Genomic DNA, 15156 nt, shown 5'->3' on the forward strand with positions numbered 1-15156 from the left:
TAGGCGTACTCTACGAATCCCACCAGAGTGGTGCCTCACTTGTGCCAACCAGCTATGACCTCATTGATGGTTGCGGTGGAGGCCTGACGGTCTTCTTCGAGCCGTTGGAGCTGGGCGTCGTGATAATCCTGGCGAGCATCGGCCGTGGCATCGCGGATGACTGTGGTTCGAATGTTGTGCGCATAGGCATCACGCGCGGTTTGACTGACACAACCGTGGGTGGAGACTCCAGCGATCACAATCCGGTTGACCGACAGGTTCATAAGGCGCAAGTGCAGATCGGTACTAAAGAACGCGCTGTCGCGAGTTTTTTCAATCCGAGTGGTGTTATCAGTGTTGATACCCGGAATGACCTCGGTGCCTTCCTCACCTGAAAACAGGAAACCCTCACCGGCTTCGAACATGTTGAGTGTCCAGGTTGAGGTATCACGACTATGCACCGTCGTCACCACGAAGACCGGAATATCCGCTTGATTGGCTGCTTCAGAAAGCCTATTGGCGGCTGTGGCGAGCGCGTCTTCTTGTTCTGCCAAGCCTTCTTCATCAAAGAACGCATTTTGTAGGTCGACCAGTAAGAGTGCATCACGGTGGTGGGGCATGAAAACATTGTATCGGCTCAACTTAAGACATGCCTTTCAGCTGACAGTTACAAATTTGAAATAACCCTCTGTTTCAGGTGAAATAGAAAGGGAGTGCCCGGCTCAGAAGACCACTTCTTCGAAGATAGTCGGGGAAGAACTTTCAACAATGAAGGAGCACCCGTCTATGAAGATCGGTATCATCAACGGTTCAATCCGTGGAGAACGCAACACTGAACCCGTAGCAAAATTCGCTCACGAGATCGCTGCCCAGCGCAACGGCGAATTCGAATACGAATACGTCGATCTGGCAGCATACAACGTCCCGCTGCTGACCAGCGACGTCCACCCAATGGTTGCGAACAAAAACCACGATGATCCTAACGTCCAGAAATGGTCGGACAAGATCGATTCGCTGGATGCCTACATCTTCGTTACCCCCGAATACAATCACGGCGTGCCAGGCGGCTTCAAGAACGCTGTCGACGTGCTTGGTTCAGAATGGGTCGGCAAACCGGTTGCGTTCATTGGTCACGGTTCCGTCGGTGGCGTCCGCGCTATCGAGCAGTGGCGCCAGATCGTTGCGAACTTCTCTATGCCAGTGGTGCGTGCTGAGCTGAACTTCAACCTGTTCATCGACTGGAAAGACGGCGAGTTTGCACCCGCACAGCGTCACCCAGCAGAGATGAACGCCATGCTGGATCAGCTTGAAGAACTGGTCGCCAAGAATAGTGCCAGTGTCACGGTGTAGTTAGTGTTCTTCAAAACCGCGTGTATTGATCTCATAGATCAATACACGCGGTTTTTTGTACCCCAAGAATGCGCTAGTCGTGGTCTTGGTCTTCGGTTCTGACATCGATAACGCCTTCGACTTCACTAATCTTGCGAAGTAGTGATTCTGGTGGGCGTTGTTTACCATGGGTAAATTCAATGCGAGCCAGGACTGTGTGGCCACCTTCTCCGCGTTCACGACGTGTTTCCGACAGCGACATGTCGTAGCCTGCATCGGAGGCGACCTGCAGGATATCGCGCAGTATTCCGTGGCCATCCTGATAACGGACTTGATACAGCTCGGTGCGTTGTTGGGTTGGGAGCCGCCGAATCAGTGCGGTCAGAGCGGTGACAGCAAACACATATAACGCAACCGTTAGCGCGGCGATCAACGGCATCCCCGCACCACAGGCCATGCCCACTGCCGCCGTGACCCACACGGATGCTGCCGTGGTCAGCCCCGAGACAATATTTCGTCGAACGAAGATTACCCCGGCACCCAGAAAACCGATACCGGTCACGATCTGGGCGGCGATGCGTGAAGGATCCAGAACAACCTCATCACCCAGTACGTGTGCGAAACCGTAAGCTGAGACCAACGTAAAGAGCGCCGAACCCATGCCGACAAGAATGTGGGTTCGTGCCCCGGCAGATTTCTGTCGTAATTCTCGTTCAAGACCAATGATCCCCGACAGGACAAAAGAGCACACCAATAAGATCGCTTCGGTAACAAGCGTCTCTGGGAACCACTCAATTTCCATAGCACCCAGGATACGCTGCCTGGTGTGTGGTGTCCCAGGTGGCAGTGGAGATGGGCGCCTTACCCGGCGGGATGCCAGCCCAATAATGGCCCGAGGCGGTGAGCGATGTCGGTCAAAATTTGGACATAGTCATCGTGGTCGAAACTAAATGGCAGGGCGAAAGCTACTTCGGTGACCTCTTGGAATCCCGCGTGTGCATGCAGCTCTTCGACAATTTCTTCGCTGGTGCCGATCAGGTCTTTGGCAAACAGCATGTTGCGCGGGCCTTGCGGTTTCTCGGTGCGCGGTGTGCGCTCATCTACGTAGGCGTGGTATTTCGCTTTTTGTGCCGTGGTGGCGGAATCTGTGGGGATGACAACGAGACCCTGAGAGATACGAGCCGGGGAGTCCGGGGCATGCTCAGTCGCAGCTTGTCGAAACGCTTGGACCTGCCGGGCCTGGACCTGGGCGAAATCTGGTGTTTCGTCATCCTGTGGGAAGACCACGCTACTGGTGAGCAGATTCATGCCGTGCTCACCAGCCCAGACGGCCGAGCCCATGCTGCCGGCTCCGTACCAGAGACGATCCCGTAGGCCAGGGGAGTGCGGTTCCACGCGGTCGGAAAACTCTTCTACCACGCCCCTCTTGCCCGAGAATTCACGCACCGGCTCGCCAGCGACTAGCCGGTTGAACAATTCCACGCGAGCTTTACTGAAGTCCTCCACCTGAGCAGTGTTCGGGTACAACACATGCTGGACTGTCTCATAGTCCATGGGAGTGCCGACGCTGATCCCGGGGTTGATGCGGCCATGGGACAAGATGTCTACGGTTGCGAGATCTTCAGCCAGCCGCAGCGGATTCTCCCATCCCAATGGGGTCACCGCCGTGCCCAGTTCAATACGACTGGTGCGCTGCGAGGCAGCCGCCATGACTGCGATAGGCGAAGAAATGCCAAATTGCAGGTGCCGATGACGTAGCCAGGCGCTATCAAAACCCAGCCGCTCACCCAGTTCAATAATTTCCAGGGTCGATTCATGTCCTTCGGCTGGATTCTGTGGATCAAATAATCCGATCGTCAGAAATCCCAGACGTTGTAGATGATGTTCAGCAGACATGAGGCACCTTCAGAAGAAACTTGGAACTATCGGTGACTCTGAGTTTAGTGACACCACGTTTGCCCGGCACACTGGTCGGTCATGCAAGGACACTAAGATCTCGTGCGCTCGTTGGTCGAAAGTAGCCTCACCGGATGCCAGTCTCGACCATGACCGTAACGGATCGCTCAACAATGTTTGCCGCCACCCTGTGGCTCACCATGCGCTATGGACTGCGTTGAGCTACGTTTTCTTGGCGCGCTTGGGCATGTGAAACCTTCAGGTGGTTATAGCAGACATGTCTCTGCCGAGCATCATTCTGCAAGAAGTTTGCCAAGCAGAACTGGACTCTGTCCATGTCTTGGTCACAAGCCGAGATGACGCGAACCAAGAATTTCCGAGGCTCAAAGCTCATCTGAGTCCACGGGTTAACTGTGGTCTAGAGCGGCGCTAGCGGCGTCGTCGTTGGGAGGTGCTGAAGTGAAAGACGATTCCGGCAGCGGGGCGCTAATCTGAGGGATATAGCATTGTGAAATTGAGCGAGCCCAACCCTTAGACGTCGGGAGGATGCATGCAACAGGTCAAGGCTGATGAGATCTGGGACCTGGTTTATCGAACCACTCGACGGGCAGGTTTCACTGAGGCCGTGTGCCAGGCCCTTGCTGATGCAACGACCGAGGCCGAACTGCATGGTAAACCCTCGGTAGGGCTTGAGCACTTGTTTTACTACTTTCAGGCGGTCACGAATCGGTTGATCACGCCCACACCGCGAGTGAAACTGGCCTCGGTCACCGATTCAATGCTGATGGTTGATGCGGATCATGGGCCCATGCAGTATGCCTACCGCCAGGCTGAGGACTCCCTGCTGGCCGGTGTGAAAGCTCATGGACTGGTCATACTCATGATGAAGAACGCGTTTGCCGGCGGTGAGCTGGGATATTATGCTCGTCGACTGGCCAGACACGGTCTGGTGTCGTTGGCATTTGCGAATAGTCCCGCGGTGATGAGCGTGGGTGGCAGTTATGACCGGTTGTTGGGCACCAATCCGTTGAGCTATGGGGTGCCGATGGCTGATGGGCGGGCCCTGATTATTGATCAGGCGTCGTCGTCAACAGCGCGCGTGAATTTTCAAAAATACGCCATACGGCGTGAGCCGATCCCAGACAGTTGGGCGCTGAACCGGCACGGTCAGCCCACCACCGATGCCGGGGCCGCGCTGGAAGGCACCCTGTTACCGTTTGGTGGTTACAAAGGTGGCAACATTGCCCTGCTGGTAGAGTTCATGGCGATGCTGGGTGGTGGAGACTCTTCGTATGAGGCTGCCCCGTATTATGCCGGGGAGCGGCGTCAGGGGATCGGGGCCACGATCATCGCACTTGATACGGAGAAGCTGCCTGGCTATCGCCAACGTATTGATTCGCTGATTCACCAGTTTCGATATGATCACGGCAGTAAGATCCGGGTGACCGAGCTTGAGCCGAGTGATCGCATGGTGGAGGTGCGGCAGAGTCTGTGGTCGCAGCTGCAGCACTATGCTGAAAAAGGTGAAGTCAAGGAAATCTAGTGGGTGTATTTGGCTCGCAGGTGATCGCGGGCCTGAGCCATCAGACCCAGGTCTCGTTCGGCGGCACGAGCCGACTGGATAGGGTTATCGGCAAAGGTTGCAAAACCACAATCGGTATTGAGTAGGACTCGCTCGTAACCGAAAAGCTCGATTGCCCGCTCAGCACGCGCAATGACGTCATCGATCGTATCGTCAGCTGAGTCTTTTTGATTCAGGACCCCCACCCCCACGCGCTGATCATCGCGGATCCCGGCAAGCGCTTCGAGCTCGCCGGCACGTGGCGTACACAGTTCCAGCACGAGGGTGCCCACATTCACTGACCGAAACAGCGGTACCAATGGTTCATAGCCTCCTGTTAAGGCGGACGTCTCATCGGTGGTCCAGTTGCCGCGGCACACATGTAGGGCTAATCGGTCGGTGGGGAAGCCTTTGGTGACTTGTTCCAGCACTTTCTGGGCAAAGGCGAGCTCTTCGTCTTGTGCACCGCGCTCGCCGAGGGCGCCACACATAAAGGTGCGGCCACCTTGGCCTTGTTCGCCATAGAGCACTTCGGTGAGTACCGGTTCATCGAGCTGGACCAAGGCGGTGCCTCCGGCCAGCAGGTAGGCGATTTCTTCGCGAAGGATGCGCACGATGTCGGTGGCAAGTTGCTCACGGTTATCATAGGCCCGGTCAGAAATGCACTCCATCCACATGGTCCGAGTCAACAGATAGGGGCCAGGCAGACTAACCTTGACGGGCTTTGTGGCAATCGATTGGGCATATCGGACCTCGTGGACGGTCAACGGGTTCTTTCGTCCTAGCGGTCCGAAGACTGCGGGGTGGCGGACCTCCCCGGCAGGAACATCAAGAGCTTGGAGTTCCTTGTTGAACTGTTCGGGATCGTCCACGTATGGCAGCAGATCGGTGACCGGAATGAGCTGGCAGTTTTGCAGGATGCCACCGACAAAGGATGAGTAGTTGTCGCGGCGCTGTTCACCATCGGTCACCACATCGATGCCGGCGCGTTCTTGGGCCGCGATAGCCAGCTGCACCGCATCATCGGCGTCGGCTTGGAATGCTGCATCATCCAGCCGGTCTTCCAGATGTTGATGTAATGCATCCAGCATCCAGCGTGGTCGCGGCCAGGAGCCCAGACTCATCACTGACAGTGGCTCGATGGCCGGCGCATCGGCGGGCTCGGGCAGACTAGCTGGGATGTGTGGCGTCACGACCTCTTGGGTGATCGCCATCTGTGGTTTCTTCCGCTTGTGCTTCAGTTGTACTGGCTGCAGCGGTGCTTCTGATGCGGCGGCAGTGGCCGGTTTGCTGGGTGGGCTGGTTTCTTCGGGCGGTGTGAAAGGTCCCTTGCTGACTAAGAATCGCCACACACCGGGTTCGGTGTGCATATTGATCAGCTCGTTTTTAGTCAGCCTGCACCAGGAGGGCAGATCGACTTCCACCGTGGAATCGTATGAAACAATTTCCAACAGTTCGCCTGGTTCAAGCGGGTCAATGTGTTTACGAATCAACAGCAGCAGGCCATTGCCACAATCGAGATCCCCGCCGTTGAAGCTGGTCTTCGGTGGGTAGGGGTGCACGGTGGCAACGGACATAACAGGACCTTTCACACATCAAGAGTTCTAGTACGTGACGCTTGGGGTACCGTCGGCCAGGAATTCCACAAGTTTTGCCCCACCAACAATGGTTGCACCGTCAATCAGGTTTTCTGGATCGATGTCGCGTTTTTTGACACACGGTGCACACACATAGACCTGGCCGCCAGCCTCAACGAAGTTGCCGATCAGCTCGGCCAGCGGAGCAAAACCGTCTTCGTGGATGTCTTCGGCATAACCCTTTTCGGCTAGACGTACTCCTTCAGTGGACAAGAAGACCATGGTGTCTTGGTCAGATCCCACTGCAGCGTTGGCGACAACAAAACCAACGGTTGCTTTATCAGTATCGTTTTTGGCGTTGGTGATGGACACACAGAATTTTCCGGTACCGGACATGTTAGGGCTGCTCCTTGGCTTGAATATAGTATGTCGGATGCTCTTGATAGATCAGCGGATTGCGCGTGAGACGACACCAAGCAGGGATGTCTTGCGGGGCACCGGGGTCGGTTGCGGTCAGTTGCAGAATATCGCCGGCTCCCAGCTCATCGCGAAGCTTGAACTTGAGTTTGACGATCAGTTCGCCACAGCCCATATTTCCGGCATCCCAGGTCGTATCCGGTTGGGGTCGATCCACTGATAGAGCTCCTCACTCGTGGGAAATGGATATATCCACACCAGCGATATCTTAGTATCGAAACCCGAGCACCTCAATGCTGCATATCCTGTCAAAAGCTGCTGTCAGGACGTACTCAGGCATTGAACGACGTCGGTAGCTATCGTACTGTGAAGCCCATCGTAGCCACCGAAAGGATATATCATGCACCGGGTCAACGAATATGATCAACCCGTTGGGCCTGCGCTGCCGGATTGGGTGCCGCCTGCTGTCCCAGATGCCCTCACGATATCCGGACGTTATTGTCTCTTGGAACGACTCGATCCCCAGCGGCATGCAGCAGCACTCTTTGCAGCCTACGCCCAAGCTCCAGATGACCGGGACTGGACGTATATGTCAGCCGGGCCATTTGCCACCGAAGACGACTATGCCAACTGGACAACCGCCGCCGCCAACCGTGATACCGAACGTCACTATGCCATCATTGATCGGGCTACGCTGCGTCCGCTTGGCACGATGGCGTTGATGCGGATGACGCCGCAACACGGGTGTCTGGAAGTCGGCACCGTGATGCTATCTCCGGCAGTGCAGCGCACCCGAATCGCCACCGAAGCTCACTATATGTTGATGCGATATGTTTTCGAGCTGGGCTACCGGCGCTATGAATGGAAATGCGACAGCCTCAATCAAGCCTCCATCCGGGCTGCCCGCAGATTGGGATTTACCTACGAAGGAACGTCTCGTCAAGCGATGGTCTATAAACGCCGCAGCCGCGATACCGCCTGGTTTGCCATCATCGATCAGGATTGGCCGGCGATCCAGCGGGCCTTCGAACAATGGTTGGTACCCGAAAATTTTGACCCTGATGGAAATCAAATAACACGACTCAGAACTCAGCCCACCACGCTCTAAGACATATGTGCTGGTCAAAGAAGACAGACAGCATTCCATTAGCCATTTTTTAGCCCCTATTGCTGATGAGAAAATCAGGGCGAATTTTCTCATCAGGATGATGGTGTCTACAAGACCAGGGTGGTAGTTCTGCCACGACCATTCAGCATGCCGCTGGGACCGATATTGTTCATCGATCAACCACATCGGTCACCACGCGGTAAAACCAGCACGGTGTCACGTCCGAAGTCGGGATATAGCCCGTGTGAGCTACGGTAAGAGCATGCGCTTTTGTGGCATCGACCTGGCGGCAGAGCCGAAAAATACCGGGCTTGCGATCTTGGTCGACGACGATACTCGACTCACTGTCGACTCGGTTGTGGTGGGCGTTGTCGATGACCTCATCGTGGCAAGCATCCCAGACGTCGATTATGCGGGCATCGATGTGCCCTTTGGCTGGCCACAAGACTTTGTAGCTTTCGTGCAGCAGCAGGCCACTCACACCTTGGCAAGTCCCGAGACCCCCGGCCCTACATGGCGACGAGAATTGGCACTGCGTGTTACCGATCGGGAAATTCAACGCACCACCGGACTGACGCCCTTGAGTGTGTCAGCAAACCTGATTGCCTACCCAGCCTTCCGCTGGGCCGGAATTGAGGCGCGATTACGAGCCGCCCAGGTCGACGTCAGCAGAGACGGATCCGGTGCCATTGCCGAAGTCTATCCAGCAGCCGCGCTCTATCGCTGGGGATTGCCCCACACCGGGTACAAAGGTTCGCAACGACTAGCCATCCGCCAGCAGATCCTGGATGGATTAGCCCAACGCTTTCCGCAACTTGATTGGAACGGTCACGAAGCGTTGCTGTTGGCAAATGATAACGCCCTCGACGCGGTGCTCGCAGGATTAGTTAGTCACGAGATTCGGTACGGCCGCTGTGAAGGCCCACCGGAGCGTTATCGCAAAACAACATTGGTTGAGGGTTGGATTTGGGTTCCCCAACGTTGGGATCAGTGAGGGCTGTACCGACCTCGTTCCAGAGACGGCCACGATAGGACGGACGCGTGTGGCTGCAACAGACTGATAGAAAAATATCGGTAGACCAGTGTTTCGAATCAGCGGCGATGAAAACCTATGAATCACGTATTGTCAGAAGTAGACTCGCCACAACATCAAGGTGTTGCACTAGTGACGAACTTAGGCACGCCTGTAGCACTGAGCTGACGGTCATCCTTGGGTCCTCTAATCTCGAACCGGTTCATGGATCCGAGGAAGAAGGTGGTACCGATGATTGGCAAATGGTTCAAATTCGACAGACCAAAGAAATCGCTTGGCAAGATTATGACAGGCACTGCAACGGCTGTTGGCCTGGGCGCCGTCGTCGCTTACGATCTGCTGCAAAAGCGTTCAGGCGTCTTGCGCAATTATCCAGTAATTGGGCATGGTCGCACACTTCTGCTGAAGATACGTCCCGAGATTCAACAATACTTTATTGAACGAGATTGGGACGGTCGTCCCTTTGACAAAACATCACGTGAACTGATTTATTCGCGCTCTCGCGACGACAAGAGCGAAGAGTCATTCGGCACGGTGCACGATGTAACAGCAGAAGGCAAAGAGTGGTTTGTTCATTCGATTACTCCCGTGAAACCACTGGTTGACCCGCCTCGGATTCCGGTGGGAGGCACAGATTGCAACAAGCCTTACGACATGGCATTACTGAACGTATCTTCGATGAGCTACGGGTCCTTATCAGCACATGCTATTCAGGCGCTGAATGCCGGAGCAGCAAAAGGCAACTTTGCTCACGACACCGGTGAAGGTGGTATTTCACCACACCACTTAGCTGGGGGCGGGGACTTGGTTTGGGAGATCGGAACCGCATATTTTGGCGCGCGCACCAATGATGGTGCTTTTGATCCACAAAAATTCGCTGACCAATCCTCCATGGATGCCGTAAAAATGGTGTCACTGAAACTGAGTCAGGGTGCTAAACCCGGTATTGGCGGGGTCCTGCCGCAGGGCAAAATTACCGAGGAAATCGCTGAGATCCGGGGTGTTCCGCGGGACAAAAAATGCGTTAGCCCGCCGTATCACACGGTCTTTTCGACCCCGGTGGAACTTATCGAATTCATCGCATCGATGCGCGAGCTGTCGGGCGGAAAACCTGCTGGATTTAAGTTATGCGTGACGTCACAACGCGACGTCCTGGCGATCTGTAAAGCGATTCATCAAGTCGGCACAGCACCAGATTTCATCATCGTCGACGGGTCGGAAGGTGGTACCGGTGCTGCTCCTGTGGAGTTCGAGGATTACATTGGCATGCCGTTGACTCAGGGCCTCATGACGGTTCATAACGCACTGGTAGGAACTGGGCTACGAAACCAAATTCGCATTGGCGCCTCCGGAAAAGTTGCTGAAGGCAGTGACCTTGTGCGCAGGATGCTCCAAGGGGCGGACTACCTGAACTCGGCACGTGCCATGATGATGGCTCTTGGATGCATCCAGGCGATGAGGTGTGCAGAGAATACTTGTCCGGTGGGTGTTGCCACACAAAATAAACGTCGTCAGCTAGCACTGCACGTCCCTACCAAAACAGAGTACGTGTACAACTATCAGCGCAATACGGTCCGAGAAGCATTGCGGGTGATGGCGGCTCTTGGAGTGCAACATCCGGACGACCTCCACCCAGCCATGTTGCGGCGAAACCTGTCTGAAGGGCAAAGCGCATCCTATGCCGAACTTTATGAGTGGCTTGAACCGGGGCAACTCTATGGAGATGCACCAGAGCAATGGCAGCAAGCATGGCAAGAAGCGAGCCCAGATCGCTTCGGGCCAGGCAGTACCTATATGTCAAAGTAGTGCTTGGCCGTAGGAAACGGCGGTTGTCGCTCGGCTCGAAGGCGCAGGAGCGGTGCACAAGTTGCCTGCCCGAGTCAGGTGCAATAACATAGCGGGCATGAAGAAATGATCCTGTTCCGCCCCGTATCAGAGGCTGACGCCCGGCGGGGAATGTTCAATTACAGGAATCATTGTGTCGAGTTTTACTTCATTTACCCACCTCAAAGTCTCTGGAATCTCCAAATCGTTCCCAGACCGACGCGTCTTTACGAATATCTCGTTTTCGGTGGCCCACCACGAACGGGTTGGCATCATCGGGGAGAATGGTTCAGGCAAGACCACTCTGCTCAGCATCCTTGCTGGTGAACTGCCATCTGATGCCGGCACCGTGGAGCTCTTTGCTCCGCAAGGCGAAGACCTGCATATCGGATTGCTCCACCAACAGCCGCAATTTCCCGGGTCACTCACCGTGGCTGAGGTCTTGGAACGCTCAATTGCGCGCTTACGAACCGCCGAAGCCCAGGTAGCTGACGCGGCAGCCGCCATCGCCACAACGCCTGAGGCTTCCGGTGCGATGCATGACTATATGGCAGCACTGGATGTCGCAGAACGACTCGGAGCATGGGGGATCGAGGCGCATCTTGAAACGACCATGCATGGACTCGGTTTGGACGAATTAGCCCGTGACAAGACCGTGGACCAACTCTCCGGAGGCCAACGCGCTCGGCTCGCCATGGCAAGTCTGTTATTGTCGAGCCCGGATATCCTGCTGCTTGATGAGCCAACTAACCATCTCGACGATAGCGCGCTGCAATATTTAACAACCGTCATTGCTGACTGGCACGGACCGGTGATATTGGTCAGTCACGATCGAGCATTTCTTGACGAAACGGTCGTGTCCATCCTCGATCTCGACCCCGCTCCTCGACAGATTGCAGCTCAGACTCACCACGACGTCTTACCAAGCATTGGCGTGACCCGTTTTAGCGGCACCTATTCGGACTACGTGCGCTATCAACGCGAAGCCCGGCAGCGATGGCAGCATCAATTCGATCAAGAACAAGCCGAGATCAAACGTCTGCGTGCCGCCGTGCATGAGCAGCAAGTCGTGGGTCATAGTGATTGGAAGCCACGCACGGAAAGCCGTATCGCCAAAAAATTCTATGCCGACCGGAACGCCAAAGTGGTGGCTCGAAGGGTCAACGATGCACGCTCGCGTCTGGCCGAGGCAGAACAGCACCAGATCGTCAAACCACCTGAACCGCTTATCTTTCAGGGACTCGACGCCGCGACAGAGGACTCCGAAACGACGATCCCGGTCGATGAAGCCCTGATTCGCGCCCAAAATATTCGAGTAGCAAGACGGCTTGATCCCGTGTCCCTAAACCTCAGCCAGGGCGAACATCTCCTCATCACCGGGGCCAACGGCACCGGGAAATCCACCCTCTTGGAAGTGCTTTCGGGGGCGCTTACACCCACCGGAGGAACGTTAGAATGCGCCGCAGATGCCACCTATCGGATGCTACGCCAAGAGAGCAGCTGGGATGAGGTGGCCGATCAAACGGCTCGGGCGGTCTATGAACAAACTGTGGGATTCGAACGCGCCCAGGTCGTCCCGTTGTCGACCTTTGGATTGCTAAGTCCGCGCGATGAGAACCGACCGATCGCTACGCTGAGCGTCGGCCAGCAACGCCGCCTCGATTTGGCAGTCCTACTGGCGAACCCACCAGAGGTGCTGCTACTCGATGAGCCAACCAACCATCTATCGCTGGTCCTGGTGACAGAATTGGAAGCTTCCATGGAGCACTATCCCGGAACCGTGATCGTAGCCTCACATGACCGGTGGCTACGTGAACGCTGGCAGGGCAAACGCCTTCATCTGCAATAGCTAAGGTCACGACGAGCGCCCAAAACCCCCGCAGCGCGGCCTTGGTTCGGTATCGGTCATTTTCATCCGGTGGTCGATTTGCCTCTGAACCGGCGGGTATCTCCAGTAAGCACCGGCCAGCAATTTCGCTGCACGATAGCTGATCGTTGGACTTCGAAACTTTGCCAGAGCACCGGGTCACACCCTGCTCCAATTCCAACCGTGGCGAAAATCTCCTAAGCTACCGGCATAGCAACGATCATGGGTTGATATCGAAGACTGACTAGGTGTGATGTCAGGCAGCGAAGACCTCGCTGCTTGGTCGGTGCACGCGCATCTGGCACACTAGAGTTACCATCACAGCATCTCAAGGAATCCATGTCATATACACCCCCGCCACCTGGCGCATATCAACCCGATAACGTTCCAACACAAGAAAAACCCCGACGTCGACCAGGCACCGGTATGCTCATCGCCGGCCTGATTTTGATCGGTGTCAGCATCCTGGGCGGCATCATCGCTGTGGTGGCTTTCAGCGTCTCCTCGTTTAGTAAACTCGAAGACTTTGCGTCCTCGACCCATTCGATTGACCAGCACGTCACGGTTGATGGTCTGGGGGACAACCAGTGGTTTATCTACCAAGACCCCAATGTCATGACCGGTGCCAGTTGCACGGTGGTTGATGAACAAGGCAACGATGTCACCACTCAGTCGGCAGATCTGGACATGACGCTCAACGATCTGTCCTTCCAAGCTATCCAGACTTTTGAATCCACCGCCGGTGGAGTCTATGACATCTCCTGTACCGACTACCCCGTCATACTCGGCGGGTCACTACCACTGGGCGGTCTTTTTGGCGCAGGCATTAGTGTCTTTGTCGCCGGTCTCCTCTTCCTGGTAGGTGCCGTGTTGACCATTATTGGCCTGGTGCGCCGCTCGAAATCAAAGCGCCAGCAATACCCTCCATACGGAGGTAACTCCTATCCCGGTTATGGGCCAGGACAACAGCCGTATTATCCGGGGCCGCCTGCGTGACCCACATGATGCAACGCCAGTCCACCGCACCATCACGTCGTCCCGTTGCCGGCTATATTTTGGCCAGCATCGTGGTCGGTGTGCTTGGTTTGGTGACGGCGATTGCCATCACCATCTCCGGCATTATGAACACGTTCTCTGATGTCGGAGAATCCTATGCCGACGCTTTTGAGACCGGGGAACGCGTCGGACCGCAGGCGACCGCAGTCGAACTGGGCGACGCAAAATACACGGTCCTTTCGTTGTACTATCGCTCCGAAGAACCGTCGGTGGCTGAACAAATGCAACAGTGCGATATCACCGATCCTGATGGAGACCCGGTGGCGTCGAATACCTCATCTCAGCCGGTCACCGAAGCGCAAGCAACAGCTGCCGGCTATGATGCGCCGGGACTCTATCACGTGGTCTTCACACATTTCGAAGCCCGAGAGGGCACCTATGTTGTGGAGTGTCAGCAGGAAGCTATTGTCAGTGATGGTGCCAGTTACAAGATGAGTAATACCGCCCTGCAGGGTGTGCTCATCGGGCTGTTCAGCGTTGTCATCGCCGGTGGGTTATTCATCATGGGAGTGGTGAATAGTTCCCGCAATAAGAAAGCCCAAGCCGCAGAACTCGCCCAGGCCGCCGATCACAACGTCACCTAGTAGGCTTTATGTCGCCCGAGTGAAGACTCCGGTGGGCAGGTGACAGGTGTCTTTACTAAGCTGAGGAACATGATGAACTGTTCGGATCCAGCCGGTCGCCTCCACACGGAAGTCCTGGAAGGTGGACTACGGCGCGTTGTCTTTATGCATGGGCTAATGGGCCGCGGCAAAAACTTTACGACCATTGCCAAAGGCATCCAAGAAACCACTACCTCACTGCTTGTGGACCTACCTAATCACGGGGCCTCTTGCTGGACTGATGACTTCGACTACATCGAAATCGCCGATCTGGTCGCCGAAGAACTCCGCCGAGATTTTTGCAAAGACGAGCCAGCCGTGATCCTCGGCCACTCGATGGGCGGCAAGGTCGCCATGCTGCTCGCGCTGCGCCACCCAGAGCTCACCGCTGGGCTGATCATCGAAGACATCTCGCCAGTGCAGTCATCCACCAGTGAATTCGAACACCTCTTGGGCACACTGCTGAAACTTGACCTATCTCAGGTCACCTCACGTCGCGACGCACATGCCAAGCTCAAAACCGATATCGACGACGCCGGTGTACGCGGCTTCTTATTACAAAACCTAATCCGCGACGAGCACGTCGGATTCGCATGGCAGCCCAATCTGCAGATGCTCTACGACAAACTCCCAACGATCGTTGATTTTCCACAGGTAGAACAGGCCTATGACGATCATCCCGTATTGTGGATCAAAGGCTCCGAATCGGATTACATCAACGACGAGACCACCGTGGCCATGCGCAAACTGTTCCCAAGCACCCGCAAGATCCAAATCCGCAATGCCGGTCACTGGGTGCACTCAGAACAAGCCAGGCCATTTATCGAAACCATCGACTACTACATTGCAGGGCGCTACTCCTAAGCCAATTGCGCCCCTGACGAGCACGCAGTCTGGAAACGTCAGG

General features: G+C 55.6%; 15 protein-coding genes. 9 read left to right on the forward strand and 6 right to left on the reverse strand.

All coding sequences use genetic code 11. The features are described 5' to 3' along the window. Positions 1 to 35: 35 nt before the first annotated feature. Positions 36 to 599, reverse strand: a complete 564-nt coding sequence (locus tag A6F49_RS13655; RefSeq protein ID WP_043058630.1) for a cysteine hydrolase family protein — start codon at positions 597 to 599, stop codon at positions 36 to 38. Between the two features lie 166 nt (positions 600 to 765). On the opposite strand from A6F49_RS13655, the gene A6F49_RS13660 reads away from it, so the two are divergent. Next, positions 766 to 1329 carry an NADPH-dependent FMN reductase gene (locus A6F49_RS13660; protein WP_043058629.1) on the forward strand — a complete coding sequence of 188 codons (564 nt, stop codon included), beginning with the start codon at positions 766 to 768 and terminating at the stop codon, positions 1327 to 1329. Between the two features lie 73 nt (positions 1330 to 1402). Here the strand turns inward: A6F49_RS13660 and A6F49_RS13665 are convergent, their stop codons facing one another. Together A6F49_RS13665 and A6F49_RS13670 are read right to left on the reverse strand one after the other, a co-directional pair. After that, positions 1403 to 2110 carry an MgtC/SapB family protein gene (locus A6F49_RS13665; RefSeq protein WP_043058628.1) on the reverse strand — a complete coding sequence of 236 codons (708 nt, stop codon included), beginning with the start codon at positions 2108 to 2110 and terminating at the stop codon, positions 1403 to 1405. 59 nt (positions 2111 to 2169) lie between these two features. Then, a complete protein-coding gene (locus tag A6F49_RS13670) occupies positions 2170 to 3204 on the reverse strand; it encodes an LLM class flavin-dependent oxidoreductase (RefSeq protein WP_043058627.1) in 1035 nt (344 codons plus the stop codon). A 550-nt stretch (positions 3205 to 3754) separates the two neighbouring features. Between A6F49_RS13670 and A6F49_RS13675 the strand changes: the two genes are divergently transcribed. Then, on the forward strand, positions 3755 to 4747 hold the full coding sequence (locus A6F49_RS13675; RefSeq protein ID WP_052504986.1) for an Ldh family oxidoreductase: 993 nt from the start codon (positions 3755 to 3757) through the stop codon (positions 4745 to 4747). On the opposite strand, the gene A6F49_RS13680 is transcribed toward A6F49_RS13675, so the two are convergent. The 3 genes from A6F49_RS13680 to A6F49_RS13690 are packed head-to-tail and all read right to left on the reverse strand — an operon-like array spanning position 4744 to position 6976. Then, positions 4744 to 6342 carry a sulfurtransferase TusA family protein gene (locus A6F49_RS13680; protein ID WP_043058626.1) on the reverse strand — a complete coding sequence of 533 codons (1599 nt, stop codon included), beginning with the start codon at positions 6340 to 6342 and terminating at the stop codon, positions 4744 to 4746. The genes A6F49_RS13675 and A6F49_RS13680 overlap by 4 nt on opposite strands. A 27-nt stretch (positions 6343 to 6369) precedes the next feature. After that, complete coding sequence (locus A6F49_RS13685) at positions 6370 to 6738, reverse strand: DsrE family protein (RefSeq protein ID WP_043058625.1); 369 nt, start codon at positions 6736 to 6738, stop codon at positions 6370 to 6372. Position 6739: 1 nt separating this feature from the next. Then, positions 6740 to 6976, reverse strand: a complete 237-nt coding sequence (locus A6F49_RS13690; RefSeq protein ID WP_201120328.1) for a sulfurtransferase TusA family protein — start codon at positions 6974 to 6976, stop codon at positions 6740 to 6742. Between the two features lie 183 nt (positions 6977 to 7159). On the opposite strand from A6F49_RS13690, the gene A6F49_RS13695 reads away from it, so the two are divergent. The 7 genes from A6F49_RS13695 (at position 7160) to A6F49_RS13725 (ending at position 15113) form a co-directional block, all read left to right on the forward strand. Then, positions 7160 to 7867, forward strand: coding sequence for a GNAT family N-acetyltransferase (locus A6F49_RS13695; RefSeq protein ID WP_043058624.1), 708 nt, complete (start codon positions 7160 to 7162; stop codon positions 7865 to 7867). Positions 7868 to 8129: 262 nt separating this feature from the next. Beyond that, the gene (locus A6F49_RS13700; protein WP_043058623.1) at positions 8130 to 8861 is read left to right on the forward strand and encodes a DUF429 domain-containing protein; all 732 of its coding nucleotides are present in this window, start codon (positions 8130 to 8132) and stop codon (positions 8859 to 8861) included. 270 nt (positions 8862 to 9131) lie between these two features. Next, the gene (locus A6F49_RS13705; protein ID WP_235604999.1) at positions 9132 to 10706 is read left to right on the forward strand and encodes an FMN-binding glutamate synthase family protein; all 1575 of its coding nucleotides are present in this window, start codon (positions 9132 to 9134) and stop codon (positions 10704 to 10706) included. A gap of 172 nt (positions 10707 to 10878) precedes the next feature. Continuing rightward, entirely contained in the window at positions 10879 to 12573 is a 1695-nt protein-coding gene (locus tag A6F49_RS13710) for an ABC-F family ATP-binding cassette domain-containing protein (protein WP_043058622.1), read from the forward strand. Between the two features lie 357 nt (positions 12574 to 12930). Further along, entirely contained in the window at positions 12931 to 13587 is a 657-nt protein-coding gene (locus A6F49_RS13715) for a hypothetical protein (RefSeq protein WP_043058621.1), read from the forward strand. Between the two features lie 5 nt (positions 13588 to 13592). Then, entirely contained in the window at positions 13593 to 14231 is a 639-nt protein-coding gene (locus A6F49_RS13720; RefSeq protein ID WP_150119502.1) for a hypothetical protein, read from the forward strand. 69 nt (positions 14232 to 14300) lie between these two features. Continuing rightward, complete coding sequence (locus A6F49_RS13725; protein WP_052504985.1) at positions 14301 to 15113, forward strand: alpha/beta fold hydrolase; 813 nt, start codon at positions 14301 to 14303, stop codon at positions 15111 to 15113. Positions 15114 to 15156 lie beyond the last annotated feature (43 nt).

Origin of the sequence: Enteractinococcus helveticum (assembly GCF_001657475.1) — a bacterium.
Classification (GTDB): domain Bacteria; phylum Actinomycetota; class Actinomycetes; order Actinomycetales; family Micrococcaceae; genus Yaniella; species Yaniella helvetica.